The sequence below is a fragment of the Caulobacter sp. SLTY genome (genome assembly GCF_009905535.1).
GTDB lineage: Bacteria > Pseudomonadota > Alphaproteobacteria > Caulobacterales > Caulobacteraceae > Caulobacter.
The window spans coordinates 24,907-48,615 of the sequence record NZ_JAAALA010000011.1 but is presented as its reverse complement, the minus strand read 5'-3'; the positions used below and the strand labels follow the sequence as shown (position 1 = coordinate 48,615).

Annotated in this window: 20 protein-coding genes, 1 tRNA gene and 1 riboswitch; of the genes, 15 read left to right on the top strand and 6 right to left on the bottom strand. The window is 68.5% G+C overall.

All coding sequences use genetic code 11. The annotated features are described in order from the left end of the window. Positions 1-28: 28 nt before the first annotated feature. Positions 29-2,461: an ATP-dependent helicase HrpB gene (gene hrpB, locus GVN21_RS08315; RefSeq protein WP_166574260.1), complete on the bottom strand. Its 2,433-nt coding sequence runs from the start codon at positions 2,459-2,461 to the stop codon at positions 29-31. A gap of 124 nt (positions 2,462-2,585) precedes the next feature. On the opposite strand from hrpB, the gene GVN21_RS08310 reads away from it, so the two are divergent. Beyond that, a complete protein-coding gene (locus tag GVN21_RS08310) occupies positions 2,586-4,235 on the top strand; it encodes an amino acid permease (RefSeq protein WP_166574259.1) in 1,650 nt (549 codons plus the stop codon). A gap of 62 nt (positions 4,236-4,297) precedes the next feature. Here the strand turns inward: GVN21_RS08310 and GVN21_RS08305 are convergent, their stop codons facing one another. After that, a complete protein-coding gene (locus GVN21_RS08305) occupies positions 4,298-4,918 on the bottom strand; it encodes a hypothetical protein (protein WP_166574258.1) in 621 nt (206 codons plus the stop codon). Between the two features lie 139 nt (positions 4,919-5,057). On the opposite strand from GVN21_RS08305, the gene GVN21_RS08300 reads away from it, so the two are divergent. Continuing rightward, the gene (locus GVN21_RS08300; RefSeq protein ID WP_166574257.1) at positions 5,058-5,762 is read left to right on the top strand and encodes an MBL fold metallo-hydrolase; all 705 of its coding nucleotides are present in this window, start codon (positions 5,058-5,060) and stop codon (positions 5,760-5,762) included. A 6-nt stretch (positions 5,763-5,768) separates the two neighbouring features. Here GVN21_RS08300 and GVN21_RS08295 read toward each other — a convergent pair whose 3' ends face one another. After that, positions 5,769-6,152 (bottom strand): EF-hand domain-containing protein, encoded by a 384-nt coding sequence (locus tag GVN21_RS08295; protein WP_166574256.1) that lies wholly within the window; start codon positions 6,150-6,152, stop codon positions 5,769-5,771. 120 nt (positions 6,153-6,272) lie between these two features. Between GVN21_RS08295 and GVN21_RS08290 the strand changes: the two genes are divergently transcribed. From GVN21_RS08290 to GVN21_RS08265, 6 genes are all read left to right on the top strand, one after another. Then, positions 6,273-7,019, top strand: coding sequence for a response regulator (locus GVN21_RS08290; RefSeq protein ID WP_240902817.1), 747 nt, complete (start codon positions 6,273-6,275; stop codon positions 7,017-7,019). Then, positions 7,019-8,443, top strand: a complete 1,425-nt coding sequence (locus GVN21_RS08285) for an ATP-binding protein (protein ID WP_166574254.1) — start codon at positions 7,019-7,021, stop codon at positions 8,441-8,443. The genes GVN21_RS08290 and GVN21_RS08285 overlap by 1 nt, the downstream gene beginning before the upstream one ends. A 68-nt stretch (positions 8,444-8,511) precedes the next feature. Beyond that, positions 8,512-9,177, top strand: a complete 666-nt coding sequence (locus GVN21_RS08280; protein ID WP_166574253.1) for an EF-hand domain-containing protein — start codon at positions 8,512-8,514, stop codon at positions 9,175-9,177. 116 nt (positions 9,178-9,293) lie between these two features. Further along, positions 9,294-10,847, top strand: a complete 1,554-nt coding sequence (locus GVN21_RS08275; RefSeq protein WP_166574252.1) for an efflux RND transporter periplasmic adaptor subunit — start codon at positions 9,294-9,296, stop codon at positions 10,845-10,847. 8 nt (positions 10,848-10,855) lie between these two features. Next, the gene (locus tag GVN21_RS08270; RefSeq protein WP_346764231.1) at positions 10,856-11,536 is read left to right on the top strand and encodes an ABC transporter ATP-binding protein; all 681 of its coding nucleotides are present in this window, start codon (positions 10,856-10,858) and stop codon (positions 11,534-11,536) included. Then, positions 11,533-12,774, top strand: a complete 1,242-nt coding sequence (locus GVN21_RS08265; protein ID WP_205689988.1) for an ABC transporter permease — start codon at positions 11,533-11,535, stop codon at positions 12,772-12,774. The genes GVN21_RS08270 and GVN21_RS08265 overlap by 4 nt, the downstream gene beginning before the upstream one ends. A gap of 3 nt (positions 12,775-12,777) precedes the next feature. On the opposite strand, the gene GVN21_RS08260 is transcribed toward GVN21_RS08265, so the two are convergent. After that, positions 12,778-13,635 carry a TauD/TfdA family dioxygenase gene (locus tag GVN21_RS08260; protein ID WP_166574251.1) on the bottom strand — a complete coding sequence of 286 codons (858 nt, stop codon included), beginning with the start codon at positions 13,633-13,635 and terminating at the stop codon, positions 12,778-12,780. A 100-nt stretch (positions 13,636-13,735) separates the two neighbouring features. On the opposite strand from GVN21_RS08260, the gene GVN21_RS08255 reads away from it, so the two are divergent. The 3 genes from GVN21_RS08255 (at position 13,736) to GVN21_RS08245 (ending at position 16,791) form a co-directional block, all read left to right on the top strand. Beyond that, positions 13,736-14,380: a TetR/AcrR family transcriptional regulator gene (locus tag GVN21_RS08255; RefSeq protein ID WP_166574250.1), complete on the top strand. Its 645-nt coding sequence runs from the start codon at positions 13,736-13,738 to the stop codon at positions 14,378-14,380. Position 14,381: 1 nt separating this feature from the next. Then, positions 14,382-16,004 carry a long-chain fatty acid--CoA ligase gene (locus GVN21_RS08250; RefSeq protein WP_166574249.1) on the top strand — a complete coding sequence of 541 codons (1,623 nt, stop codon included), beginning with the start codon at positions 14,382-14,384 and terminating at the stop codon, positions 16,002-16,004. Positions 16,005-16,032: 28 nt separating this feature from the next. After that, positions 16,033-16,208, top strand: a riboswitch (yybP-ykoY riboswitch). Between the two features lie 10 nt (positions 16,209-16,218). After that, complete coding sequence (locus GVN21_RS08245; protein ID WP_166574248.1) at positions 16,219-16,791, top strand: TMEM165/GDT1 family protein; 573 nt, start codon at positions 16,219-16,221, stop codon at positions 16,789-16,791. Between the two features lie 4 nt (positions 16,792-16,795). Here GVN21_RS08245 and GVN21_RS08240 read toward each other — a convergent pair whose 3' ends face one another. Further along, positions 16,796-18,208, bottom strand: coding sequence for a helix-turn-helix transcriptional regulator (locus GVN21_RS08240; protein ID WP_166574247.1), 1,413 nt, complete (start codon positions 18,206-18,208; stop codon positions 16,796-16,798). 135 nt (positions 18,209-18,343) lie between these two features. Here GVN21_RS08240 and GVN21_RS08235 point away from each other — a divergent pair, with 135 nt between their 5' ends. The 3 genes from GVN21_RS08235 (at position 18,344) to aceB (ending at position 21,883) form a co-directional block, all read left to right on the top strand. Next, positions 18,344-19,963 carry an isocitrate lyase gene (locus GVN21_RS08235; protein WP_166574246.1) on the top strand — a complete coding sequence of 540 codons (1,620 nt, stop codon included), beginning with the start codon at positions 18,344-18,346 and terminating at the stop codon, positions 19,961-19,963. 53 nt (positions 19,964-20,016) lie between these two features. Beyond that, positions 20,017-20,211, top strand: coding sequence for a hypothetical protein (locus GVN21_RS08230; protein WP_166574328.1), 195 nt, complete (start codon positions 20,017-20,019; stop codon positions 20,209-20,211). Positions 20,212-20,302: 91 nt separating this feature from the next. After that, positions 20,303-21,883 (top strand): malate synthase A, encoded by a 1,581-nt coding sequence (aceB, locus tag GVN21_RS08225; protein WP_166574245.1) that lies wholly within the window; start codon positions 20,303-20,305, stop codon positions 21,881-21,883. Positions 21,884-21,927: 44 nt separating this feature from the next. Here the strand turns inward: aceB and GVN21_RS08220 are convergent. Then, positions 21,928-22,017 (bottom strand) — tRNA-Ser (locus tag GVN21_RS08220). 115 nt (positions 22,018-22,132) lie between these two features. Between GVN21_RS08220 and GVN21_RS08215 the strand changes: the two genes are divergently transcribed. Further along, the gene (locus tag GVN21_RS08215; RefSeq protein WP_166574244.1) at positions 22,133-23,707 is read left to right on the top strand and encodes an exopolysaccharide biosynthesis polyprenyl glycosylphosphotransferase; all 1,575 of its coding nucleotides are present in this window, start codon (positions 22,133-22,135) and stop codon (positions 23,705-23,707) included. The last annotated feature ends 2 nt before the right edge of the window (positions 23,708-23,709 follow it).

The window sequence follows — 23,709 nt, the reverse complement described above, 5'->3', positions numbered from 1 at the left end:
ACCGTAAACTGCCACCCGGGCCAGAACCCTACGTCCCGCGCGGCTTGGCCCGCGTCGTGGCCTGGGCCTTCCAGGGCTCTTCCGGCCACAGATGCCGTGGATACCGCCCCTTCATCTCCGTCCGCACGTCCTTCCACGACCCGCGCCAGAAGGCCGGCAGGTCTCGGGTGACCTGGATCGGCCGGTGGGCGGGGGACAGTAGCGCGAGGACCAGCGGCCGACCGGCGACCGTGGGGTGGACCTCTGTCCCGTACAGTTCCTGCACCCGCACCGAGATGGTCGGCCCCGCCTCGGCGGCATAGTCGATGGCCAGGCGGGAGCCCGTCGGAGCGGTCCAGCGGGCTGGGGCGGCGGCGTCCAGGCGCTTCTGGACGTCCCAGGGGATCAGGGCGCGGAGGGCGTTTTCAAGCTCGTTGTCGGTCAGGCTGGCCAGGGTGCGGCGACCTTCGAGGAGCGGAGCGAGCCAGTCATCCAGGCTTGCCGTCAGGGCGGCGTCCGACAGGTCCGGCCAGGCCTCATCGCCGGCGCGCAGGAAGCGGGCGCGTTCGAGCAGGGAGCGGCTCCCCTCCCCCATCGGCAGGACGGCCAGCCCCTCGCGACGGACCTGGCCGAGCAGGGCGGCGGCGATCATCGCTCTGTCGGGCTTGTCGATCAGCCGGTCCTCCAACACTAGCCGGTCGAGACGGATGAGGCGGCGGGCGCGCACCTTGCCGTCCGCCTCGACGTCGAGCCGGTCCTCGGTGCTCAGGCGGGTGGCGAAGGCCTCGCGCAGGGCTGCGGGGTCGAGCGGGGCCGCGAGCAGGATGCGGTCGCGGGCCGCCCCGCCGCCCAGTTCGCCGACCGCCAGCCAGGGCTCGCGCGCCAGGGCGTCGGTGGGCTCCAGGTGGCAACCCCTGCCATTCGCCAACTGGAACTCGCCAGGCTTGCCGCGCGCCTTGGCGACCCGCTCCGGAAAGGCTTCGGCCAGCAGCAGGGCCGGGTCGAGCGGCGGCTGAGCGGGTGGGCGGCCCGCGCCTCGCGCCCAACGGTCGGCGAGGGTCCGGGCGTCGTGAGCGCGGGGCGAGCGGTCGCGGTCGAACTGGTCCAGGCGGTGGCGCAGGTCGGCGTCGCGACCGCCGAGGCCCCGTTCGGTCAACAGGGCGGCGATGCGGGCGGCGAGCACGGCCTGGCCACCGGCGGCGCCCCGGATGACCATATGGGCCAGGCGCGGCGGCAGGGGAAGTTCGGCCAAGGCCCTGCCGTGGGCGGTCAGGCCACCGGCCTCGTCGAGGGCCTCCAGGCGATGGAGCAGGCTGCGGGCCTCGGTGAAGGCGCCGGTCGGCGGCGGGTCGAGGAAGGCCAGGTCTGCGGCGTCGCGGGCGCCCCAGCGGGCCAGGTCGAGGGCGAATCCGGAAAGGTCGGCCTCCAGGATCTCCGGGCGGGCGAAGGGGACCAGGGCGCGGGTCTCCGGCTCGTCCCAAAGCCGGTAGCAGACGCCGGGCTCGGTGCGGCCGGCTCGGCCCCGGCGCTGGTCAGCGGCGGCGCGGGACACGCGGACGGTTTCCAGGCGGGTCAGGCCGCTCGCCGGGTCGTAACGGGGGACGCGGGCGAAGCCGCCGTCGATCACCACCCGGACACCCTCGATGGTCAGGCTGGTCTCGGCGATGCTGGTGGCCAGCACCACCTTGCGCCGGCCGGCCGGCGCGGGGCTGATGGCAGCGTCCTGGTCGCGCGGGTCGAGGGCGCCGTAGAGTGGGGCAAGGTCGACGTTGTCGGGCAGGCCCGCCTCGTCCAGGCGGTCGCGGGTGCGCAGGATTTCGCCCTGGCCGGGAAGGAAGACGAGCAGGCTGCCGGTCTCCTCGGCCAGCGCCTTGCGCACGGCGCGCGCGACCTGGTCCTCCAGCCGGGCGGCGGGGTCCCGGCCGAGATAGCGGGTGTCAACCGGAAAGGCGCGTCCCAGGCTCTCGATCACCGGGGCGCCGTCGAGCAGGCGGGCGACCGCCGCGCCATCGAGGGTGGCGCTCATCACCAGCAGGCGCAGGTCGTCGCGCAGCAGACCCTGGCTGTCGCGCGCCAGGGCCAGGCCGAGGTCGGCGTCGAGGCTGCGCTCGTGGAACTCGTCGAACAGCACAGCCGCGACGCCATCCAGCCCCGGATCGTCCTGGATCATCCGGGTGAACACCCCTTCGGTGACCACCTCGATCCGCGTCCGCGCCGAAACTTTCGACTCCATTCGCACCCGATAGCCGACTGTCTCCCCGACCCGCTCACCCAGGGTGGCGGCCATGCGGGCGGCGGCGGCGCGGGCGGCCAGGCGGCGGGGCTCCAGCAGAATCAGCTTTCCGTCCGCCCACGGCTGATCCAGCAGCGCCAGCGGCGCGCGGGTGGTCTTGCCGGCGCCGGGCGGGGCGACCAGCACGGCGCTGGTCCCGTTAACCAGGGCCGCCTTCAGGGCGGGCAGGATTTCCTCGATCGGCAGCATTCGGGAATGCGTTTAGTGCCCCAATCGCCCCGCGTCACCGCAAGCCGTTGCGCGCGGCGGCTTTACTGCTAACGTCCCCCGCTTGTGACGTCGGCGGGGAGCCGGCTTAAGGGGAGCGAGACGCATGTCCGCAGAGGGCGCCCGAACGGGCAACCGGCTATTTCTCAAGAAATCCATCGCCAACATTCAAAAGGAAGCGGCCAAGAGCGAGCTGAAACGCACGCTAGGGCCGATCAACCTGATGAGTCTGGGCGTCGGGGCCATCATCGGGGCGGGCATCTTCGTGCTGACCGGCCAGGTGGCCTCGGCCAACGCCGGCCCGGCCATCATGATCTCCTTCATCGTTGCCGGCATCGCCTGCGCCCTCGCGGGCCTGTGCTACGCCGAACTGGCCTCGACCATGCCGGTCTCCGGCTCGGCCTACACCTATGCCTACGGCACCATGGGCGAGGTGTTCGCCTGGATCATGGGCTGGCTGCTGGTGCTGGAGTACGGCATCGCCGCCTCCACAGTGGCGGTCGGCTGGTCCGGCTATGTGGTCAGCATGCTGCATGACTTCGGGATAAACTTCCCAAGCATCATGGTGGCCGGCAAGGAAGCGCCGATGTGGGCCACGCCGCTGATCCAGGCCTCGCCGAACGAGGCCGGCAACCTGGTATTCTCGATGACCGGCACGCTGAACGCGGTGGCCGCCATCGGTATCGCCCTGGTTTGCGCCCTGCTGGTGCTGGGCGTGTCGGAATCGGCCAACGTCAACAACATCATTGTGGTCATCAAGGTCATCGTCCTGCTGACCTTCATCGCCGTGGGGGTGACCTACATCAACCCCGCTAACTGGCAGCCCTTCATTCCCGAGCCCACCGGCAACGCCGGCGAATACGGCGTCGGCGGGATATTCCGGGGGGCGGCGATCATCTTCTTCGCCTATGTCGGCTTCGAGGCGGTCTCGACCGCCGCGGCCGAGGCCAAGAACCCCAGCAAGGACGTGCCCATCGGCATCCTGGGGGCCCTGGTGATCTGCACCGTGATCTACATGGCCGTCGCGGCCGTGATGACCGGCGTGGTGCCCTACAAGGAGCTGGCCAGCCCCGCCCCCATCGCGGTCGCCATCGACCGCATGGGCCTGGAATGGGCTGACGTTCCCCTGGCCACGGCCGAAGGCGGACAACTCAACCTGATCGCCTTCCTGATCAAGGTCGGGGCCATCACCGGCCTCTCCTCGGTCATGCTGGTGCTCTGCTACGGCCAGACCCGCATCTTCTACACCATGGCCCGCGACGGCCTGCTGCCGAAGGTGTTCGCCGCCATCCACCCGAAGTTCCGGACCCCCTGGATGGGCACCATCCTGCTGGGCATCCTGATCGCGGTGGCGGCGTCGTTCCTGCCGATCAGCCTGCTGGGCGACCTCGTGTCGCTGGGCACGGCGGTGGCCTTCTCGATCGTCTGTCTGTCGGTCATCTACCTGCGGGTGAAGCACCCCGACCTGCCCCGGCCGTTCAAGGTTCCGGGCGGTATCGTCACGGCGGTGCTCGGCATCTTCGCCTGCCTGTTCCTGGCCTGGCAGAACTTCAAGCCGATGATCGACCATGCCCTGGCCGACAACCCGGTGCCGCTGACCATCCTGGCGGTTTACGCCCTGGTCGGCGCGCTGATCTACGCGGCCTACGGCTACTGGCACTCCTACCTGGCCAAGGGCATCGACATCACCGAGGACACCTCGATGTCGAGCCCCGCCGAGGCGTTCGCCAAGGGTGTGGACGACGTGAAGGACTGACCGTCCTTCACCTGAAGACGGAAAAGGCCCAGGAGCATTCCTGGGCCTTTTTCAGTTGAGGCCTACTCCGCCGCCTCCGCCGTCGCCCGCCCCAGCGGCGTTTCCGCAGGCGCCGGTGATGCGACCGAGGCGACAGCGATGCCCAGATAGAGCAGCGTGTGCAGCCCGATGGCCACGGCGAACACCGCCCGGTTCCGGGTCCAGGCCGCCCCACCGACAAGAACCAGGTAGATCAGCGCGTTCACGCTGTAGGAAATCGCCAGCGCCTGGCCATTCTCGCGCGTCAGGTTGACCGCCAGCTGACCGCACATTCCCAACATGTTGGCGACGATGAGCAGGCAGAGCACCGTCCGCTTGTTGGCCCAGAAATGATCATCCAACCGCGCCGGCGCATCGGCTTCGTCCGGGAATACCAGGGCTGCGGCGATGAAATAGACGACCGCCACGATCAGCCCGCCGACCAGCAGCCCGTAGCTGAACGGCAGCGTCCGATAGTTGACCCAGGCCGCCTCCCAGAACGTCGCGATGTCCAGCGCCACGAACACCCCAATCAACGGCGTCAGCCAGCCGACAGGCTGCGCCTTGCGATGCTTGAAGGCACGCGCCGCGCCGGTGGCCAACACGGCCACGGACAGGCCGAGGAGAAGGCCGTAGAAGCTGAAGAAGAACTCGAACGCGCTCATGAAAGGTTTCCTGCCCGCCTGATTGCTTAGGTCGCGATCCCTGTCCTGTCACGATCCTGGGCAGCCTCTGGCGCTGGGGCCTTCCAATCGCCTGTCCGAACCCCGATCATAAGGGCCAGTCCCAGTCAGGAGCCCTGCCTTGAGCGAGCCCCCCATCCGCGCGGTGATCGCGCGAGTCACCCCGCTGCAACAGAACTGCACCATCGTCTGGTGCGCCAAGACCAAGAAGGCGGCGATCATCGATCCCGGCGGCGAGGCGCCGCGCCTCATGAAGGCGCTGGAGGATCACGGGCTGACCCTGGAAAAGATCTGGATCACCCACGGCCACATGGATCACGCCGGCGCGGCCCAGACCATCAAGGACCTGACCGGCGTTCCCATCGAGGGTCCGCACCCGGACGACCAGTTCTGGATCGACCGCATCGAATCCAGCGGCAAGCAGTACGGCATTCCTGATGCACGGAGCTTCACCCCCGATCGATGGCTGCATGATGGGGACAAGGTCACCCTGGGCGAGACCGAGTTCGAGGTCTTCCACTGCCCCGGCCACACCCCCGGCCATGTGGTGTTCTTCCACCGCGAGGCGCGGTTCGCCCAGGTCGGGGACGTGCTGTTCAAAGGCTCGATCGGCCGCACCGACTTTCCGCGCGGCAATTTCAATGACCTGATCGAGGCCATCACCACCAAGCTGTGGCCGCTGGGCGACGATGTCGCCTTCATGCCCGGCCACGGCGAGATGAGCACCTTCGGGTTCGAGCGTAAGGCAAACCCCTACGTCTCGGACATCGCCCTGGAATCGTCGCGGATCGAACCGGCCGAGGACCTTGCGCCTCGGCCGAGCTAGTAGCGCTTAGACCCCCCGCGCCTTGCGCATCGCGTCCTGTTCAGCCGCGTTGAGCTTGCCATCCCCGTCGGTGTCGGCCTGTTTGAAGCGGTAGTTGGAGGCCTTCACGAACTCCTCCTTCGACACCTTGCCGTCCTTGTTGAGGTCGGCCGGGGCGAGGATGTTCCTGCCGCCGGTGAACTTGGCGATCTGGGCCTGTTCATCGGCGTCGATAACGCCGTTGCCATTGGCGTCCATTCGCTTGAAGCCGCGTTCGCCGGCCGCGAGATGTTCGGCCATGCTGATGAACCCGTCCTTGTCGGTGTCGGGCGACGGGGGCCGCGGCTGGGCGGAGGCGGCGCCGGCCGCGAGGACGGCCAGGACACAGGCGGCGGCGAAACGACGGATCATCGGGGACTCCAACGGGTTCTTTGGGGCGGCGGACTTGAGACCGGCCCGGTTGCACCCGTATGTCTGCCTTGCAATCGTGTCGAGACACAGGCCTGCAATTGTCGTCCCATGGAGCAGACCATGACCCTCGACGCCCCCGACACGGGCGAGACCCCCGTCCGGATCCTGATGGTCGATGACGACCCCGGTATCCGCGACGTGGTGTCCGAATTCCTCGGCCAGCATGGCTATCAGGTGGAAACCGCAGGCGACGCGCGCGGCATGGAGCTGGCGCTGGCCAAGGGGCCGGTCGACCTGATCGTGCTCGATGTGATGATGCCCGGCGAAGATGGCCTGTCCATCTGCCGCCGCCTGACCGCCCAGCCGGGCGGGCCGGCGATCATCATGCTGTCGGCCATGGGCGAGGATACCGACCGCATCGTCGGGCTGGAGCTGGGCGCCGACGACTACCTGCCCAAGCCCTGCAATCCGCGCGAACTGCTGGCCCGCATCCGCGCCGTGCTGCGGCGTCGGCAGGAGCCTTCCGTTGCGCCTGAAGACGGGATGACCGCCACCTGCCATTTCGCCGGCTGGCGGCTGGACCTGGTGCGGCGCGAACTGCGCTCGCCGGAGGGCGTGGTGGTCAACCTGTCGAGCGGCGAGTTCTCCCTGCTGCGCGCCTTCGTCGAGCGGCCGCAACGGATTCTCACCCGCGACCAGCTGCTGGACATGGCGCGGGGCCGCGATTCCGAAGCCTATGACCGGGCCATCGACGTGCAGATCAGCCGGCTGCGCAAGAAGCTGGACGACGGTTCGGGTGGCGGCGAGCTGATCCGCACGGTTCGCAGCGAAGGCTATATGTTCGTGCCGAAGGTGACGCGCAGCTGATGCAGATGAGGATCCGCAGCGCCCCGCTGTTCGCCCAGGTGATGGCGCTGGCCCTGGTCAGCCTCATCGCCGTGCCGGCGATCAGCGCGGCCATGCTGCTGGCCCTGCCGCCGCCGCAGCCGGAGGTGTACCGACTCAGCGAAGTGGCCCAGGCCCTGAAGAACCGCGCCGATACCGAGGTGACCGACGGCCGCCCCCTGGTGGTCAAGCTGAGGGACGAGGGGCCGGAGGAGGCCTTCCGCCGCTCCCGCTGGCGGGAGGACTTCAAGCGCAACCTGGCCCAGGACATGGGCATCGAGGCCCGCGACATCGCCATCGAGACCATGGGCCCGGTGCGGGTGCTGCTGCGCACCGAAAGCCGGGTCGAGGCCAAGATCTTCCGCATGGAGCCCCCTGGCCCCGAACGTGGCGACCATCGAGGTCCGCCACCGCCACCGGAGTTCCGCCCCAACGAGCGGGTGATCTTCGCCCCCTTCAAGATCGGGGTGCGCCAGGCCGACGGCCAATGGCTGGTGGTCAAGCCCAAGCCGGTCTTCCGCTGGGACGCCTACCAGACCCGATTGATCTTCACCCTGGTGCTGTCCATCGCCCTGATCGCGCCACTGGCCTGGCTGCTGGCGCGGCGGCTGTCCGCGCCGATGGGCGCCTTCGCCAGGGCCGCCGACCGGCTGGGCCGCGATCCCCGCGCCCCGCCGCTGGAGATCAAGGGCTCGACCGAGGTGGTCGCCGCCGCCAGCGCCTTCAACCAGATGCAGGAGCGGCTGCGCCGCTACGTCGATGACCGCACCGCCATGGTCGGCGCCATCGCCCACGACCTGCGCACCCCGCTGACCCGGCTGAAGTTCCGCATCGAACAGGCCCCGGACGAGCTGAAGGCCAAGCTGGCCTCCGACATCGACCAGATGGAGGCGATGATCGCCGCCACCCTGGGCTTCGTCTCCGACGCCACCCGGCCGCGCGAGCGCACGAAACTGGAGCTGGCCTCGCTGGTCGAGAGCATCATCGACGAGGCGGCCGAGACCGGCGCCGCGGCCAGTGTCGAGGCGGCCGAGAAGCTGGTCATCGAGGGCGACCCCATCGCCCTGCGCCGGCTGGTCACCAATCTGGTCGACAACGCCCTGAAGTACGGCGGCGTGGCGCGCGGCAGGGTGTATCGCGAGGGCGACGAAGCGGTAATCGAGATCGAGGACGACGGGCCGGGCATTCCCGACCATGAGCGCGAGCGGGCGTTCGAGCCCTTCTTCCGTGGAGAGCCGTCGCGCAATCGCGAGACCGGGGGGATTGGCCTCGGCCTGGCGGTGGTCCGTTCGGTCGCCCGCGCCCATGGCGGCGACGCCGAGCTGATCAACAGAGAGGGGGGCGGCCTGACCGCCCAGGTCCGCCTGCCGTTGTCGGCGCTTGATCGGACGATGAAACAAGGCTGAAACCCGTCTGCCGTATCGCCGCCGCGCTGGCCTGTCAGCCTGCGCCCGGACTGGAGTTGAGATTTCCGATGAGCTTCCGCCTTGCCCTCGTCGCCGGCCTGCTGGTCGCCACCCCCGCGCTTGCCCAGCCCCCGGCGCCCCCCGGGGCGGAACGGCAGGTGTTCATCAGCCCGGCGGGCGAGCCCTTCCGGGCGCCGTTCGGCGAGCCCTATCCTGTCGCGACCTGGTTCAAGCAGGCCGATGCGAACAGCGACGGAGCGATCAGCCGCGACGAGCTGATCGCCGACTCGCTGGCCTTCTTCGACAAGCTGGACGCCGACAAGAACGGCACGCTGGATGGCTTCGAGATCGCCGACTACGAGCGCAAGGTCGCCCCGGAGATCAGCTCCCGCTCGGCCCTCGCCCTGTTGCGGGCGCCCAAGGCGACCCACCGCCCCTTGGGCGGACGCCAGCGGCCCTACGCCACCCGCTCCGACGGCTCGCGCGAGCGCGACCCCAAGCAAACCTACGACCAGGGCCGCACGGGCGCCGGCCTGTTCGGCCTGATCAACGAGGTCCAGCCGGTAATGGGCCAGGACAGCGATTTCAACCGCCGCATCAGCCGGGACGAGGCGATCAAAGCCGCCAAGGACCGCTTCGCCATCCTCGACAGCGACAAGGACGGCAAGCTGGTCCTCGCCACCCTGCCCAAGCCGCCGATGCAGCGGCTGATCGAGGACCAGGCGGCGGAGTAGCGGTCGCCATCATCCTGTGTTTCGCCGGAAGCGACGCTGCAATGCGTTGAAATCGGGCAGCAAACTGGGTCGCGTAGTGGGTTTGGCGAGCGAAGATTCACCAAGCCAGCGAGACCATGACCCTGAAAGCCCCTCCCCGCCGCAAGACGTATCCCTGGGCCATCGCCGCCTGGGCCGCCGGCGCGGCCATCGTGCTGGGCGGCGGGGGCTATCTTCTGCTCAAGCCGAAGGAGGCCAAGGACCCCTACCGCACCGAGGCGGTCCAGCGGGGCGACATCACCCGGTCGGTGTCAGCATCTGGCAGCTTACAGGCACTGGTCACCGTTCAGGTCGGCTCTCAGATCTCCGGCCAGATCACCAAGGTGCTGGTGGACTTCAACGACGAGGTGAAGGCCGGCCAGGTGATGGCCATCCTCGACCCCCAGACCTACGTCAGCCGCGCTGAACAGGGCCGCGCCCAGGTCGCCGCCAGCCAGGCCAGCGTCGACCAGCTGCAGGCCCAGGCCGAAGTCGCCCGCGCCAACTACAACCGCACCAAGACCCTGTACGACAAGGGCATCGCCGCCAAGGCGGCGCTGGACAACGACCTGGCCGTCTGGAAGGCCGCGCAGGCCAATGTCACCGCCGGCCGCGCCAACGTCACCTCCGCCCAGGCATCCCTGAACGCCACCAATGTGGAGTTGGGGCGGACAACGATCGTCGCCCCGATCAACGGCGTGGTCGTCGACCGCCAGATCGAGCCTGGCCAGACGGTGGCCGCCAGCCTGTCGGCCCCCGTGCTGTTCCAGATCGCCCAGGACCTCAACCGCCTAGAGGTCAAGATCAGCGTCGACGAGGCCGACATCGGCAATGTGCGCGAGGGCCAGCGGGTGAAGTTCACCGTCGACGCGTTCCCGGACGACAATTTCACCGGCGTGGTCACCCAGGTGCGCAAGCAGCCGGAGACCAGCAACAACGTCGTTGCCTACACGGTGATTGCCGAGGCCGACAATCCGGGCGGCAAGCTGCTGCCGGGCATGACCGCCAACGCCGACATCGTGCTGGAGGAACGGCGCGACGTGCTGCGCGTGCCGGCCGCGGCCTTGCGCTGGACGCCGGCGGACCAGACCGCGCCGCGCCAGCAGGCCAGCGGCCCGATGGGCGGTCCTCCCGGCATGGGCGCTGGCGGCGGGCAGCGCCAGCAGGGCGGCCAACGCGGTGGGCGGATGCTGGAACGCGTGACCGAGGCGCTGGACCTGGACAACGGCCAGCAGGCCAAGGCCAAGGTCATCTTCGAAAGGGCCCAGGCCAAGGCCCGCGCGGCGGGCGGCGACAACCGTCGCCAGGCGATGCAGCAAGCCAACCAGGCCGCATTCACCGAGCTGGAGGCCATCCTCAAGCCGGACCAGAAGCCCAAGCTGATCGCCCTGCGGGCCAGCCTCGGCCAAGGCGGCCGCCGCGGCGGCGCCGGCGGGATGACGTCCGGCGTGGTCTATGTCCTGAAGGATGGCAAGCCGACCCCGGTGCAGGTGCTGGTCGGCGCCACCGACGGCTCCTTTACCGAGATCGTCGATCGCTCGGGCGCGCTCAAGCAGGGCGCCCTGGTGATCACCGGCGGCGGCCCCAAGGCCCAGGTCCAGGCCGCCAACCCGATGGCCGGCGGCGGTCGCCCTCGCGTCCGGGGCCTGTGAGGTAGGCCGTGATCGAGATTTCCGGCCTTCGGAAGACCTACGTCATGGGCGAGGAGACGGTCCACGCCCTGGCCGGAGTGTCCCTGACCATCAAGCGGGGCGAGAGCGTGGCCATCATCGGCCCCTCCGGCTCGGGCAAGTCGTCGCTGATGAACATCCTGGGCGGCCTCGACAGGCCCTCGGACGGCGCCTATCGGTTCGAGGGCGAGGATGTCGGCCATTTCGACGACAACGAGCTGGCCGGCTTCCGCAGCCGCCGGATCGGCTTTGTCTTCCAGTCCTTTCAACTCCTTCCGCGGCTCACCGCCTTGCAGAACGTCGAGCTGCCGATGATCTACGCCGGTATCGAACCGGCCGAGCGAAAGGAACGAGCCGCGGTGCTGCTGGACAAGGTCGGCCTAGGCTCCCGCATGGGCCACCGCCCGACCCAGATGTCCGGCGGCCAGCAGCAGCGGGTGGCCATCGCCCGCAGCCTCGCCAACCAGCCGGACCTGTTGCTGGCCGACGAGCCCACCGGAGCGCTCGACACCCAGACAGGCCAGGACGTGCTGCGCCTGTTCCAGGAGCTGAACGCCGAGGGCCTGACCCTCGTCCTGGTCACCCACGATCTGGAGGTGGCCGCCGAGGCGCGCCGCCGCGTGACCTTCCGCGACGGACTGATCGTCTCCGACTATGGAGCGACGTCATGATGAAGCCCGTCGACCTGGTCCGTTTCGCCACCGGCGCCATCGTGGCCCACCCGATGCGCAGCGCCCTCACCTCTCTGGGCGTGGTGATCGGGGTAGCCGCCGTGGTCATGATGACCTCCATCGGCCTGGGCGCCCAGCACATGGTCACCTCGGCCATCGGCGGCCTGGGGTCCAACATGCTGATCATCAGCCCCGGCGCCTCGCGCGGCCCCGGCGGCGGCTTCGTCAGCCAGGGCGCCGGCACCGGCATGTCGCTGGACGACGGAGACGCCGAGGCCATCAAGGCCCAGGTCGAAAACATCGCGGCCGTGGCCCCGGCCGTGCGCGGCGGCGCCCAGCTGGCCGCCGAAGGCGCCAACTGGAACACCCGCGTCGAGGGGGTGACCGCCGATTACCTGGTCGCCCGCGACCTGACCATCGAGTCCGGCCGGATGTTCGACGACCGCGAGGCGCGCCAGGGCAAGAAGGTGGTGGTCATCGGCCAGACCATCGCCAAGGAGCTGTACGGAGACGCCGATCCGATCGGCAAGCGGCTGCGGGTCGGCACGGTCCCGTTCGAGATCATCGGCGTGTTGACCTCCAAGGGCCAGAGCGGCTTCGGACAGGACCAGGACGACATCGTGCTCGGCCCGTTGTCGGCAGTGCGCTCGCGCATCGTCGGGCGGCGGGTGCGGGGCGACAACGTCCAGACCATCTACGTCAAGGCGGCGACGGCCGAGGACCTGGACCGCGTCCAGGAGGACGTCACCAACCTGCTGCGCGAGCGCCACCGGATCCGCCAGGGCGCCGAGGACGACTTTAGCGTCCAGAACATGGCCTCGATCATGGAAGCCATGAGCGCCAGCACCAAGACCTTCACCGGCCTGCTGGCCGCCGTGGCGGCCGTGTCTCTGCTGGTCGGCGGCATTGGGATCATGAACATCATGCTGGTGGCGGTCACCGAGCGCACGCGCGAGATCGGCCTGCGCATGGCGGTCGGCGCCCGGCGGGCCTGGGTGCTCTACCAGTTCGCCCTGGAGGCGGTGGTGCTCAGCTTCGCCGGCGGGGTGATCGGTCTGATGATCGGCCTGGGCGGCGCCTGGCTGATGTCCACCCTGGCCGGCTGGCCGATGGCCATAGCCAGCTGGGCCGTGCCGACGGCGCTTGGCTTTTCGATGCTGGTCGGCCTGGTGTTCGGCGCCTATCCGGCTTGGCGCGCGGCGCAGCTGGATCCGATCGAGGCGCTGCGGCGGGAATAGCCGTCAGAACGGCCGATCGCCCACTATCGTCACCCGCTCCATCCGCCGCACGGCCGGCCAATAGTCGCTGGCGGCGTAGTGCTGGCTGGCGCGGTTGTCCCAGAAGGCGATGGAGTTGGTCTCCCAGCGGAAGCGGCACTGATACTCCGGGATCGCCGCCTGGGCGTAGAGGTGGGCCAGCATTCGGGCGCTGTCGTCCGGGTCCCAATCGACGATGTGCTGGGTGAAGGCGGCATTGACGTAGATGGCCTTTCGGCCGGTCTCCGGGTGGGTGCGGATCACCGGGTGCTCGACCATAGGGTACTGGGCGTTGAAGGCCTCGATCTCTTCCTCGGTCTTGCCGCGTTTGCGCATCGCGGCGCGGAAGTGGGCGAAGTCGTGGATGGCGACGGCGCCCTCGAGCCGGTCCTTGACCTCGTCGGTCAGTCCCTCGTAGGCGGCGTACATGTCGGCGAACAGGGTGTCGCCGCCGACCGGCGGGACCTCGAGGGCCCGCAGCACCGAGCCCAGCGAGGGCTCGATGCGCCAGGTCACGTCGCTGTGCCAGGTGTTCTCGCGCCCGCGGCTCTCGCGGTTGTGGGTGATGGCGAGCACCTCGGGATAGCCCGGCTTGTGCGGGGCGAAGGGGTGGACTTCCAAGGCTCCGAACTGTTCGGCGAAGGCCAAATGTTGCTCGGTGGTGATGTCCTGGTCGCGGATGAACAGCACCTTCCAGTCGAGCAGGGCCTGGCGCAGCGCGGACTGGTGGGCGGGGCTCAAAGGCTCGCGCAGGTCGATGCCGGAGACCTCCGCCCCGATGGTCGGGGTCAGGGGCGCGAGCGTCAGGCTGTCGAGAGCGAGGTGGCGAACCAGCTGGGTCATGGCGTCCTCCGCCCGGATCGTTCAGCTGTCCGGGATGGAAGATTATGTTACCATGTGGTTTCATTTGACAAGCCCGGTGCGACAGGCTCGCTTCCTTCCGATGGCCGACGGTTCCGCCCCGCAACGCAAGCCCCGAGTCGACGCCGCTGCACGGCGCGAGGAATACATCGACGTGGCTGCGCGGGTGATGCTGGAGAAGGGCCTGCACGGGGCCACCATGCGCGACTTCGCCGAGGCGGCGGGGGCGGCCAAAATCCTGTTCTACCGCCTGTTTCCCTCACGCGACGCCCTGGTCGAGGCGGTGTTCGAGCGGGTGGAGAAGGCGGTGCGAGCCTCCTATTCGCCCTGGGACGGCTACGGCTCGATGGTGCGCAACGTGCTGGAGATGGCGCGGCGCGACCCCGCCCCCTTCCTGGTGGTGCTGAAGAACTGCGGCGGCGGGGCGGATCGATCCGACTGGGGCGACCGGCTGCGGGCCATCGTCAACGAGCGGTCGCGGCCGATGTTCGAGCCCCGGCCCGGCGCGCCCGAGGGCGCCGACGAGCGGGCGGGCCGAGCCGGCGCCACCCTGTTCGGCCTGTGGGTCGACTGCATGACCACCTGGCTCGAGGAGCGGGACGGCCTGGACGACGCCGCCCGCATTCGCTGGTGGGGCCGCATCGTCAAGGAGTGGCGCTCGGCCACGCGTGAGGCGTATCAGCTGGACCCGCCCAAGAACGAGCCCAAACCCGAGAAGGACGCCTGAAGTGATCCCCGGCTTGATGCAGACCACGCCCCTGGTCATCACCTCGATCCTGAACTTTGCCGAGAGCGCCCATCCGCGCGTGGAGATCGTCTCCCGCACGGTCGAGGGCCGCATCCAGCGCTATGACTACGCGGGCCTGGCCGCCCGGACGCGCCGCCTGGCGCGGGCGCTTGAAACGCTCGGCGTGAAGTCCGGCGACCGGGTGGCCTCCCTGGCGTGGAATACCCACCGCCACCTGGAGCTGTTCTATGCCGTGCCGGGCCTGGGCGCCGTGCTCAACACCGTCAACCCGCGCCTGTTCGACGAGCAGATCCTCTACGTTCTGGAGCATGCCGAGAGCGGCGTCCTCTTCTACGACCGCACCTTCCAGCCGGTGGTCGAGCGCCTGGCCGATCGGATGACCACGGTGAAGACCTTTGTGCTGATGGCCGACGAGGACGCCCATGACGCCGGCGCGGTCGGCGCGCTGAACTATGAAGCGCTGGTGGCGGCGGAAACCGACGCCGCCTTCCCCTGGCCCTTCGTCGACGAAAACGCCGGCGCCTTCCTCTGCTACACCTCCGGCACCACGGGCGATCCCAAGGGCGTGCTCTACAGCCATCGCGCCGTGGTGCTCCACGGCATGGCGGCCGGCCTCAGCAGCGCCTTCGGGCTGACAGCGTTCGACGTGGTCATGCCCTGTTCCAGCCTCTACCACGCCACCGCCTGGGGCCTGCCGTTCATCTGCCCGATCAACGGCTGCAAGATCGTGCTGCCGGCCGAGAAGATGGACGGCGCCAGCCTGCAGGAGCTGATCGCCGGCGAGGGGGTCACCTTCTCCGGCGGGGTGCCGACCATCTGGACCATGTACCTGGCCCACCTGGACCAGACCGGCGGGTCGGTCGGCACCCTCAAACGGATCATCATCGGCGGCTCGGCCGTGCCGCGGGCGATGGCCGAGACCTTCAAGCGCAAGCACGGCGTCCAGGTGCTGCAGATCTGGGGCATGACCGAGACCTGCCCTCTGGGCGTGGTGGCCACCCCCACCCCGGCCCTCGCCGCCGCTGGCGAGGACCATGTCGACGAGGTGATCTGGACCCGCCAGGGTCGGCTGCAGTTCGGCATCGAGCTGAAGATCGTGCAGGAGGACGGGACCGAGGCGCCGCGCGATGGCGAGACCAGCGGCGCCCTGATGGTGCGTGGCCCCTGGACGATCCAGCGCTACTATCGAAAGGACCAGGACGCAGCCGACGCCGAGGGCTGGTTCGACACCGGCGACATCGCCACCCTCGACGCCGACGGGTTCATGCGGATCACCGACCGCGCCAAGGACGTCATCAAGACCGGCGGCGAGTGGATCAGCTCGATCGACCTGGAAAACATCGCCGTGGCCTGCCCCGGCGTGAAGATCGCCGCCGTGTTCGGCGTGCCGCATCCCAAGTGGGAGGAACGGCCCCTGCTGGTCATCGAGCCGCACGACGGTCAGGCGGTGACGAAGGAGGCCGTTCTGGCCTTCCTGGAGCCGCGCATCGTCAAGTGGTGGACGCCGGACGATGTGCTGTTCGATGCGGTGCCGCTGACCGCGACAGGCAAGATCGACAAGAAGGTGCTGCGGGAGAAGTACCGCGCGCACCTGTCCAGCTAGACTCCCCAGGCCAACGCGCGTATGGCCTCCCCTGCTCTTCGGGGAGTAGCCGTTCGCGAGACAGCGAAATCCGCGTCAACACACTTGGACCCTGTCCATGGCGCGGGTGACGGACCAGCCGGTCCGGATTGGCGAGACCGACGACATGACCTCCGGCTACAAGGGCCGACGGGGGATCGTGTCGTCTGTCTGAACATGGCCCGGGACGTCACTCATGGAACCCATCTTCGTTTCCACCGGGCTGGTCGCCATCGCCGAGATCGGCGACAAGACCCAGCTGCTGGCCATTATCCTGGCCGCCAAGTTCAAGAAGCCCTTACCCATCATCCTGGGCATCCTGGTCGCCACCCTGGCCAACCACGCCCTGGCCGCCACGGCCGGTTATCTGGTCGCCCAGTGGCTTTCAGGAACGCTGTTCCAGACCTTGGTCGGCGGCGCCTTCATCGTCATGGCCGGCTGGGCTCTGATTCCAGACAAGGAGGATGACGGCGGCATCGCCGGCAAGGGGAAGTTCGGCGTGTTCCTGGCCACGACGATCGCCTTCTTCTTCGTCGAGATCGGCGACAAGACCCAGATCGCCACGTCCCTGCTGGCGGCGCGGTTCGAGAACATCCTGCTGGTCACTATCGGCACTACGCTCGGCATGATGCTGGCCAACGTCCCGGCCGTGCTGATCGGCGAGGCGGCGACCAAAGTCGTGCCGCTCAAGTACGTGCGTATCGGCGCGGCGGTGATCTTCGCCCTGATCGGGGTGTGGGTGCTGCTGGCGACCTACGGCGTGCTGTGAGCCGTCAGGCAGAGAACGGAAACGAGGTGACGCTCTTCACCGACTCCTCCACCCGGGGCGGACGGTTGACCGGCGGGGCGGCCCGTTGCGGGCAGAGGTGGCGCTCGCAGATGCGGCAGGCGGGTCCCACCTCGGTCACCACGGGCGCGGCCAGGTCGATGCCTCGGGCGTAGATTAGCTTGGAGGCGTGCTTCAGCTCGCAGCCCAGGCCCACCACCAGTTCGTCCTCAAGCCCGGCCAGCAGGCCGGCGACCCGCCTAACGGTGCGTGACAGGGTGAAGTAGCGGGAGCCGTCCGGTGTCTCGATCACCTGGGTGATGACCCGGCCGGGAGTCTTGAAGCTATCGTGGATGTTCCAGCGCGGGCAGGTGCCGCCGAACCGCGAGAAGGGGAACGGGCCGTTGGAATAGCGCTTGGAGACGTTCCCGGCCGCATCGACCCGCATCATGAAAAAGGGCACGCCCCGCTCGCCGGGCCGGCCCAGGCTGGTCATCCGCTGGGCCGCCTGTTCGAAGGAAACGCCGAACCGCGGCCGCACCGCCTCGATGTCATAATGGGCCTTCTCCAGCGCGCCCAGGAAGGCCTCGTAGGGCATCATGATCGCGGCGGCGACGTAGTTTCCCAGGAACACCTTGAGCTGGCGGCGGGTGGCGTCGTCCGGCGGGGCGAAGCGGTCGGCCACCGCGTCCAGTTCCGTGCCGGCCTCCTGGAGTGTCAGTTGGTAGGCGATGGCGAAGGTTCGGCTGGCGGGGGCCAGGGTCTCGGCCAGCAGGAGCTGTTTGCGGTGGTGGTCGAAGCGGCGAAGGGCGCCGCCCATCACTTCGATGGGCATGACGCGGGTGCGGATGCCGTGCACGGTCTGCAACCGCTCGCGCAGGGCCGGCGTGGCGTCGCGTGTGTCGGCGCGCAGGGCTTCGAGGATGCGGGCGGCGACATCTTCCAGGTCGCCGAAATGATTGCGCTGGGCGGCGACCAGATCTCGCACCCAGTCGGTCGGGGCCAGGCTGGCGCCGCCGTCACGGCCTTCCAGGGCGCCGAGGTCGATCAGGTTTCCCCGATCGAGATAGGCCCGGTAGAGCCGGGTGAAGGCCTCGGCAATGCCCGGCGTCAGCTCGTTGGCCTCGGCGATCTCATGGCGGGTGATGCGCAGGTCGCCGAACATCCTGTCGGCCAGCGCCTCTTCCAGCCCACCGCCGCCCGGGTCGTCGGCGGACAGGCTGCGCATGTCGAGGTCGTAGGCTTCGGCCAGCCGCAACAGCATCTGGGCGGTGACTGGCCGCTGATTGCGCTCCAGCAGGTTCACATAGCTGGTCGAAACCCCCAGCTGTTCGGCCATCGCCGACTGGGTGACGTCGAGGTCCCGCCGCAGCCGCTTGAGCCGCCCCCCCAGAAACAGCTTCCTGTCCGATCCTGCCATTCAGTCACGTTGTCACAATTCGACAAAATCGACAATGTCTCAATGTGACAATGCGGCCTCATTAGATTGGCGTCGCGCACCGGGCTTCGGCTTCATGCCCGCCAACCTTTGCCGCCAGCTTTTCGGGACCCCGCCATGACCCTCCGCAAGACCTACGCCGAACACGTCGACGCCCTGCTCCGCCGCTATCCGGAAGGCGTGACCTCGGGCGGCGTCGCCATTGACGACATCATCCAGTTGAAGATGCAGAACACCTTCAACACTCACCTCGACATCGCCCGCGAGATGGCCGGGGTGATGCGGGCCGACATGGCCGCCTATGATCTGGACTCCAGCAAGTTCACCCAGTCGCTGGGCTGCTGGTCGGGCTTCCATGCCCAGCAGATGATCAAGTCGGTCAAGCGCTTGCGCGGCACCACCAAGGGCGCCTACGTCTATCTGTCGGGCTGGATGGTCGCCGGCCTGCGCAACCGCTGGGGCCACCTGCCCGACCAGTCGATGCATGAGAAGACCGCCGTAGTCGAACTGATCGAGGAGATCTACGTCTCCCTGCGCCAAGCCGACGAGGTGGCGATCAACGACCTGTTCAAGACCCTGCGCGAAGCCCGCAAGGCCGGCGATGAAGTCGCCGAGCGCGCCGCCATAAAGGCGATCGACGAGTTCGAAACCCACGTGGTGCCGATCATCGCCGACATCGACGCCGGCTTCGGCAACGAGAACGCCACCTACCTGCTGGCCAAGGAGATGATCAAGGCGGGCGCCTGCTGCCTGCAGATCGAGAACCAGGTTTCCGACGCCAAGCAGTGCGGTCACCAGGACGGCAAGGTCACCGTGCCGCGCGAGGACTTCATCGAGAAGCTGCGCGCCTGCCGCCTGGCCTTCGAGGAACTGGGCGTCGACGAGGGCGTGATCGTCGCCCGCACCGACAGCCTGGGCGCGGGCCTGACCCAGAAGGTGCCGGTCAGCCGGGAGCCCGGCGACCTGGCCAGCGACTACATCAAGTGGCTGAAGGTCGAGCCGATCACCCAGGACAATCCGATCCAGGAAGGCGAAATCGCCCTCTACAACGGTGGTGAGTTCGTGAAGCCGGTGCGGATGCCCAATGGCCTGTTCGCCTTCCAGGACGGCACCGGCCGCCAGCGGGTGATCGAGGACTGCATCGCCTCGCTCACGCAAGGCGGCGCCGACCTGCTGTGGATCGAAACCGACACGCCCAACGTCGACGAGATCGCCTCGATGGTGAACGAGATCCGTCAGGTCGTCCCGAACGCCAAGCTGACCTACAACAACAGCCCGTCGTTCAACTGGACCTTGAACCTGCGCAAGCAGGTGCGCGCCCAGTGGATCGCGGAAGGCCGGATCAGCGAGGATACCTATCCCGACACCAACGCCCTGATGTCGGCCGACTATGACGCCGATCCGCTGGGCCTCGAATCCGACGCCCGGCTGGCCAGCTTCCAGGCGGACATCTCGGCCCGCGCCGGGGTGTTCCACAACCTGATCACCCTGCCGACCTTCCACCTGACGGCCAAGTCGATGGATGAATTGTCGCGCGGATACTTCGGCGACGACCGGATGAAGGCCTACGTCAACACGGTGCAGCGCGAGGAAATCCGCCGCGGCGTCTCAGCGGTGAAGCACCAGCATGAGGTCGGCTCGGATCTGGGCGACACCTTCAAGGAGATGGTCGCGGGCGAACGCGCCCTGAAGGCCGGCGGCCACGCCAACACCATGAACCAGTTCGCGGCCGAATAGGCCGAGCGAGAAAGGAGACTGCCATGACGCAAGTCCAATTCACCCGCGCCCCGATGCCGGAAACCGACGGCCGCGACCGCGCCATCCAGCGCCTGGTGGAGGCGTCCCACCGCCTCAACGAGGCCGTCCAGAAGGCGATCGCCGCCGGCTATTCGGTGGAACTGGTGCGCACCTCGCGCCACCATGACGGGGCCGGCAACTGGGGTGATCAGATCGTTCCGACGGTTCGTGATCCCAGCGCCGCCTGATCCCTGATAAACAGCCATCAGCCTTGAGGCGTCCGGGCGACCCGCCCGGACGCACTCTCGCGCTCAAGACCGACCAACGCCAGGAAGACCTATGCCGCTCGATATCGCCTCCGACTTCACGATCACCGGTCCTGTCGAGGGCCGCGCCAAGGAGATCCTGACGCCCGAGGCCCTGGCCTTCGTCGCCGACCTGCACCGCCGGTTCGACGCTCGCCGCCGTGAGCTGCTGGCCGCCCGCGCGGCGCGTCAGGCCCAATTCGACGCCGGCGAACTGCCCGACTTCCTGGCCGAGACCGCCTCGGTGCGGGCCGGCGACTGGAAGGTCGCGCCGATCCCCGCTGACCTGCTGGACCGCCGGGTGGAGATCACCGGGCCGGTCGACCGCAAGATGATCATCAACGCCCTGAACAGCGGGGCCAAGGTGTTCATGGCCGACTTCGAGGACGCCACCTCCCCCACCTGGGCCAACCTGATCGACGGCCAGGTCAACCTGAAGGACCGCTGGGCCGGCGAGCTCAGCCACGTCGATCCGACTTCCGGCAAATCTTACAAGCTCGGCGACAAGCCCGCCGTGCTCGTGGTCCGTCCGCGCGGCTGGCACCTGCCGGAGCGCCATGTGACGGTCGATGGCCAGACCCTGTCGGGCAGCCTGTTCGACTTCGGCCTCTACGTCTTCCACAACGCCAAGGCGGCGATGGCCAAGGGCTCGGGCGCCTACTTCTACCTGCCCAAGCTGGAGAGCCACCTGGAAGCCCGGCTGTGGAACGACGTTTTCGTCCGCGCCCAGGAGCAGCTCGGACTGCCGGTCGGGACCTTCAAGGCCACCGTGCTGATCGAGACCATCCCGGCCGCCTTCGAGATGGACGAAATCCTCTACGAACTTCGCGACCATATCGTCGGCCTCAACTGCGGCCGCTGGGACTACATCTTCTCCTTCATCAAGCGGCTGGGCCGGGCTGAGGCCTTCCTGAGCCCCAACCGCGCCGCCATGGTGATGGGCCAGGCCTTCCTGGGCGCCTATTCGCTGAAGCTGATCCAGACCTGCCACCGACGCGGCGCCTTCGCCATGGGCGGCATGGCCGCCCAGATCCCGATCAAGGGCGATCCCGAGGCCAACGCCGCCGCCTTCGCCAAGGTCAAGGCCGACAAGGAACGCGAGGCCGGGGACGGCCATGACGGCACCTGGGTGGCCCACCCCGACCTGGTGCCGGTGGCCATGGAGGTGTTCGATCGCCTGATGCCGACCCCCAATCAGCTGGACCGGCTGCGCGAGGATGTCGATGTCGGCCAGGCCGACATGCTGCGTGTGCACGAGGGCGCCCGCACCGAAGATGGCGCCCGCGAGAACATCCGCGTCGGCGTGCGCTACACCCAGGCCTGGATGGAAGGCCGGGGCGCGGTGCCGCTCTACAACCTGATGGAAGACGCCGCGACCGCCGAGATCAGCCGCACTCAGCTTTGGCAGTGGGTCCGCCTGGGCGCGAACCTGGACGACGGGCGGACGATGGACGCGCCCTTGTTTGAGGCCCTGTTCGAGGACGAGATGGCCGCCCTGCGCAAACAGTTCCCCTCACCGCGACTGGAAGAGGCCGGCAAGCTGTTCCACCAGATGGTGCTCGACCCGGCCCTCGTCGAGTTCCTCACCCTGCCCGCCTATGAGGTCATCGACTGAGCGCGCGCAAGCGCCACATCAGTCTGAATTTGTTGGAAAAAGCCTGGCGGTGACGGAGGGATTCGAACCCTCGATACCCTTTCGAGTATGACGATTTAGCAAACCGTTGCCTTCAGCCACTCGGCCACGTCACCCCAGGCGAAGCGCGCTGATACAGGGTTCGCGCCGCTCATGCAACGGAGCAATCGGGCGGATTTCCGAACCCTGTTAACCGGGCGCTAGAGGCGTGCATGGCAGTCTGGCGAGGTCATGACCAGTGCCCCCGCCCCTCGTCCTTCCCCGCCGGACGGCGCCGCCGTCGACGAGCCCTGGGTGGCGGCCGCCAAGGCGTTGCGCGACGACATGCGCAAACGCGCCGGCGCCGAGCCCGAAGCTGTCACCGAAGACCGCCGTGGGCCGCTGCGTCCTGGGCGCCTGACCCCGCTGCGCAACCGCATCCAGGCACAGCTGGTCGGCCGGCTGTTCCGCATCGTCGACACGGGATCGTTGATCGCCCTGGCCATGGCCGGCGCCCACGTCTCCACCCCCAGCGGCTGGCTGAACGCCAGCCTGGTGCAGGTTTTGCCCTATGCCGCCGGCGCGCTGGCCATGGCCTGGCTGCTGAGCGCGGTCGGGCTCTATCGCTTTCCGCTTTATGGCCGGCTGTGGACGCGGCTGGCGCGGCTGACCGCCGCCTTTGGCCTCGGCGGGACCCTGATGACCGCCGGCGTCTGGCTGGGGTCCGGCGCCCCGCCCGCGCCGGCGCTGGGCCTGTGGTTCGGCCTTGGCTTCGCCAGCCTGGCAGTACTGCACACCATCTGGTGGGGCATGGTCCGCCGCTGGCGCGACACCGGCATGCTGATACCCAACATCGTGATTGTCGGGGCCACCGAGTCCGCAGACCGGCTGATCGAAGCCGCCTTGAAGTCGCGTGAGGTCAATGTCGTCGGGGTGTTCGACGACCGGCTGGACCGCGCCCCGGCCAAGATGCGCGGCGTGCCGGTGCTGGGTGACCTGGACGCTTTGATCGGCCACCGGATCATGCCTTACGTCGACCAGGTGGTGATCGCTGTCACCTCGGCGGCGCGTGACCGGGTACGGATTCTGACTGACAAGCTCAGCGTTCTGCCGAACGACATCTCCTTGGTCATGGACATGGACGCCAAGGGCGCCGACGCCGCCATCGGTCGCATCGCCGACGCCCCCCTGGCCCGCGTCGCCGGCGTGCCGACGGACGAAAAACGCGCCGCGATCAAGCGGCTGCAGGACCTGGTTATCGGCGCCCTGGCTCTTGTGCTGCTCAGCCCGCTGATGCTGATCGTGGCCGGGCTGATCAAGCTGGACAGCCCCGGCCCCGTCTTCTTCCGCCAGCGCCGCCACGGGTTCAACAACGAGGAAATCCGGGTCTGGAAATTCCGCTCGATGCGGCACGAGGCCACCGACCACACTGCCAGCCGCCAGGTCACGGGGGATGACGACCGGGTCACCTCGGTCGGCCGCATCATCCGCCGCACCAGCATCGACGAGCTGCCCCAGCTGTTCAACGTGCTTGCCGGCGACATGAGCCTGGTCGGCCCCCGTCCCCACGCCATCGGCATGAAGACCGGCGACACCGAGAGCGCCCGGCTGGTCGCTGAATACGCCCACCGCCATCGGCTGAAGCCCGGCATGACGGGCTGGGCCGCCGTCAACGGCTCGCGCGGACCGGTCGACACCCCCGAGCTGGTCCAGCGCCGGGTGGCCCTCGATATCGACTACATCGAGCGCCAATCGTTCTGGCTCGACCTCTACATCATGGCCATGACCATTCCCTGCCTGCTGGGCGACCGGCACGTGGTGCGGTAGGC

Excerpts from the sequence above, each read along its gene's own strand:
- hrpB (WP_166574260.1), bottom strand. The coding sequence starts at position 2,461 with ATGCTGCCGATCGAGGAAATCCTGCCCGCCCTGAAGGCGGCCCTGGTT.
- GVN21_RS08310 (WP_166574259.1), top strand. The coding sequence starts at position 2,586 with ATGTCCGCAGAGGGCGCCCGAACGGGCAACCGGCTATTTCTCAAGAAA.
- GVN21_RS08305 (WP_166574258.1), bottom strand. The coding sequence starts at position 4,918 with ATGAGCGCGTTCGAGTTCTTCTTCAGCTTCTACGGCCTTCTCCTCGGC.
- GVN21_RS08295 (WP_166574256.1), bottom strand. The coding sequence starts at position 6,152 with ATGATCCGTCGTTTCGCCGCCGCCTGTGTCCTGGCCGTCCTCGCGGCC.
- GVN21_RS08290 (WP_240902817.1), top strand. The coding sequence starts at position 6,273 with ATGACCCTCGACGCCCCCGACACGGGCGAGACCCCCGTCCGGATCCTG.
- GVN21_RS08285 (WP_166574254.1), top strand. The coding sequence starts at position 7,019 with ATGCAGATGAGGATCCGCAGCGCCCCGCTGTTCGCCCAGGTGATGGCG.
- GVN21_RS08280 (WP_166574253.1), top strand. The coding sequence starts at position 8,512 with ATGAGCTTCCGCCTTGCCCTCGTCGCCGGCCTGCTGGTCGCCACCCCC.
- GVN21_RS08275 (WP_166574252.1), top strand. The coding sequence starts at position 9,294 with ATGACCCTGAAAGCCCCTCCCCGCCGCAAGACGTATCCCTGGGCCATC.
- GVN21_RS08265 (WP_205689988.1), top strand. The coding sequence starts at position 11,533 with ATGATGAAGCCCGTCGACCTGGTCCGTTTCGCCACCGGCGCCATCGTG.
- GVN21_RS08260 (WP_166574251.1), bottom strand. The coding sequence starts at position 13,635 with ATGACCCAGCTGGTTCGCCACCTCGCTCTCGACAGCCTGACGCTCGCG.
- GVN21_RS08255 (WP_166574250.1), top strand. The coding sequence starts at position 13,736 with ATGGCCGACGGTTCCGCCCCGCAACGCAAGCCCCGAGTCGACGCCGCT.
- GVN21_RS08245 (WP_166574248.1), top strand. The coding sequence starts at position 16,219 with ATGGAACCCATCTTCGTTTCCACCGGGCTGGTCGCCATCGCCGAGATC.
- GVN21_RS08240 (WP_166574247.1), bottom strand. The coding sequence starts at position 18,208 with ATGGCAGGATCGGACAGGAAGCTGTTTCTGGGGGGGCGGCTCAAGCGG.
- GVN21_RS08235 (WP_166574246.1), top strand. The coding sequence starts at position 18,344 with ATGACCCTCCGCAAGACCTACGCCGAACACGTCGACGCCCTGCTCCGC.
- GVN21_RS08230 (WP_166574328.1), top strand. The coding sequence starts at position 20,017 with ATGCCGGAAACCGACGGCCGCGACCGCGCCATCCAGCGCCTGGTGGAG.
- aceB (WP_166574245.1), top strand. The coding sequence starts at position 20,303 with ATGCCGCTCGATATCGCCTCCGACTTCACGATCACCGGTCCTGTCGAG.
- GVN21_RS08215 (WP_166574244.1), top strand. The coding sequence starts at position 22,133 with ATGACCAGTGCCCCCGCCCCTCGTCCTTCCCCGCCGGACGGCGCCGCC.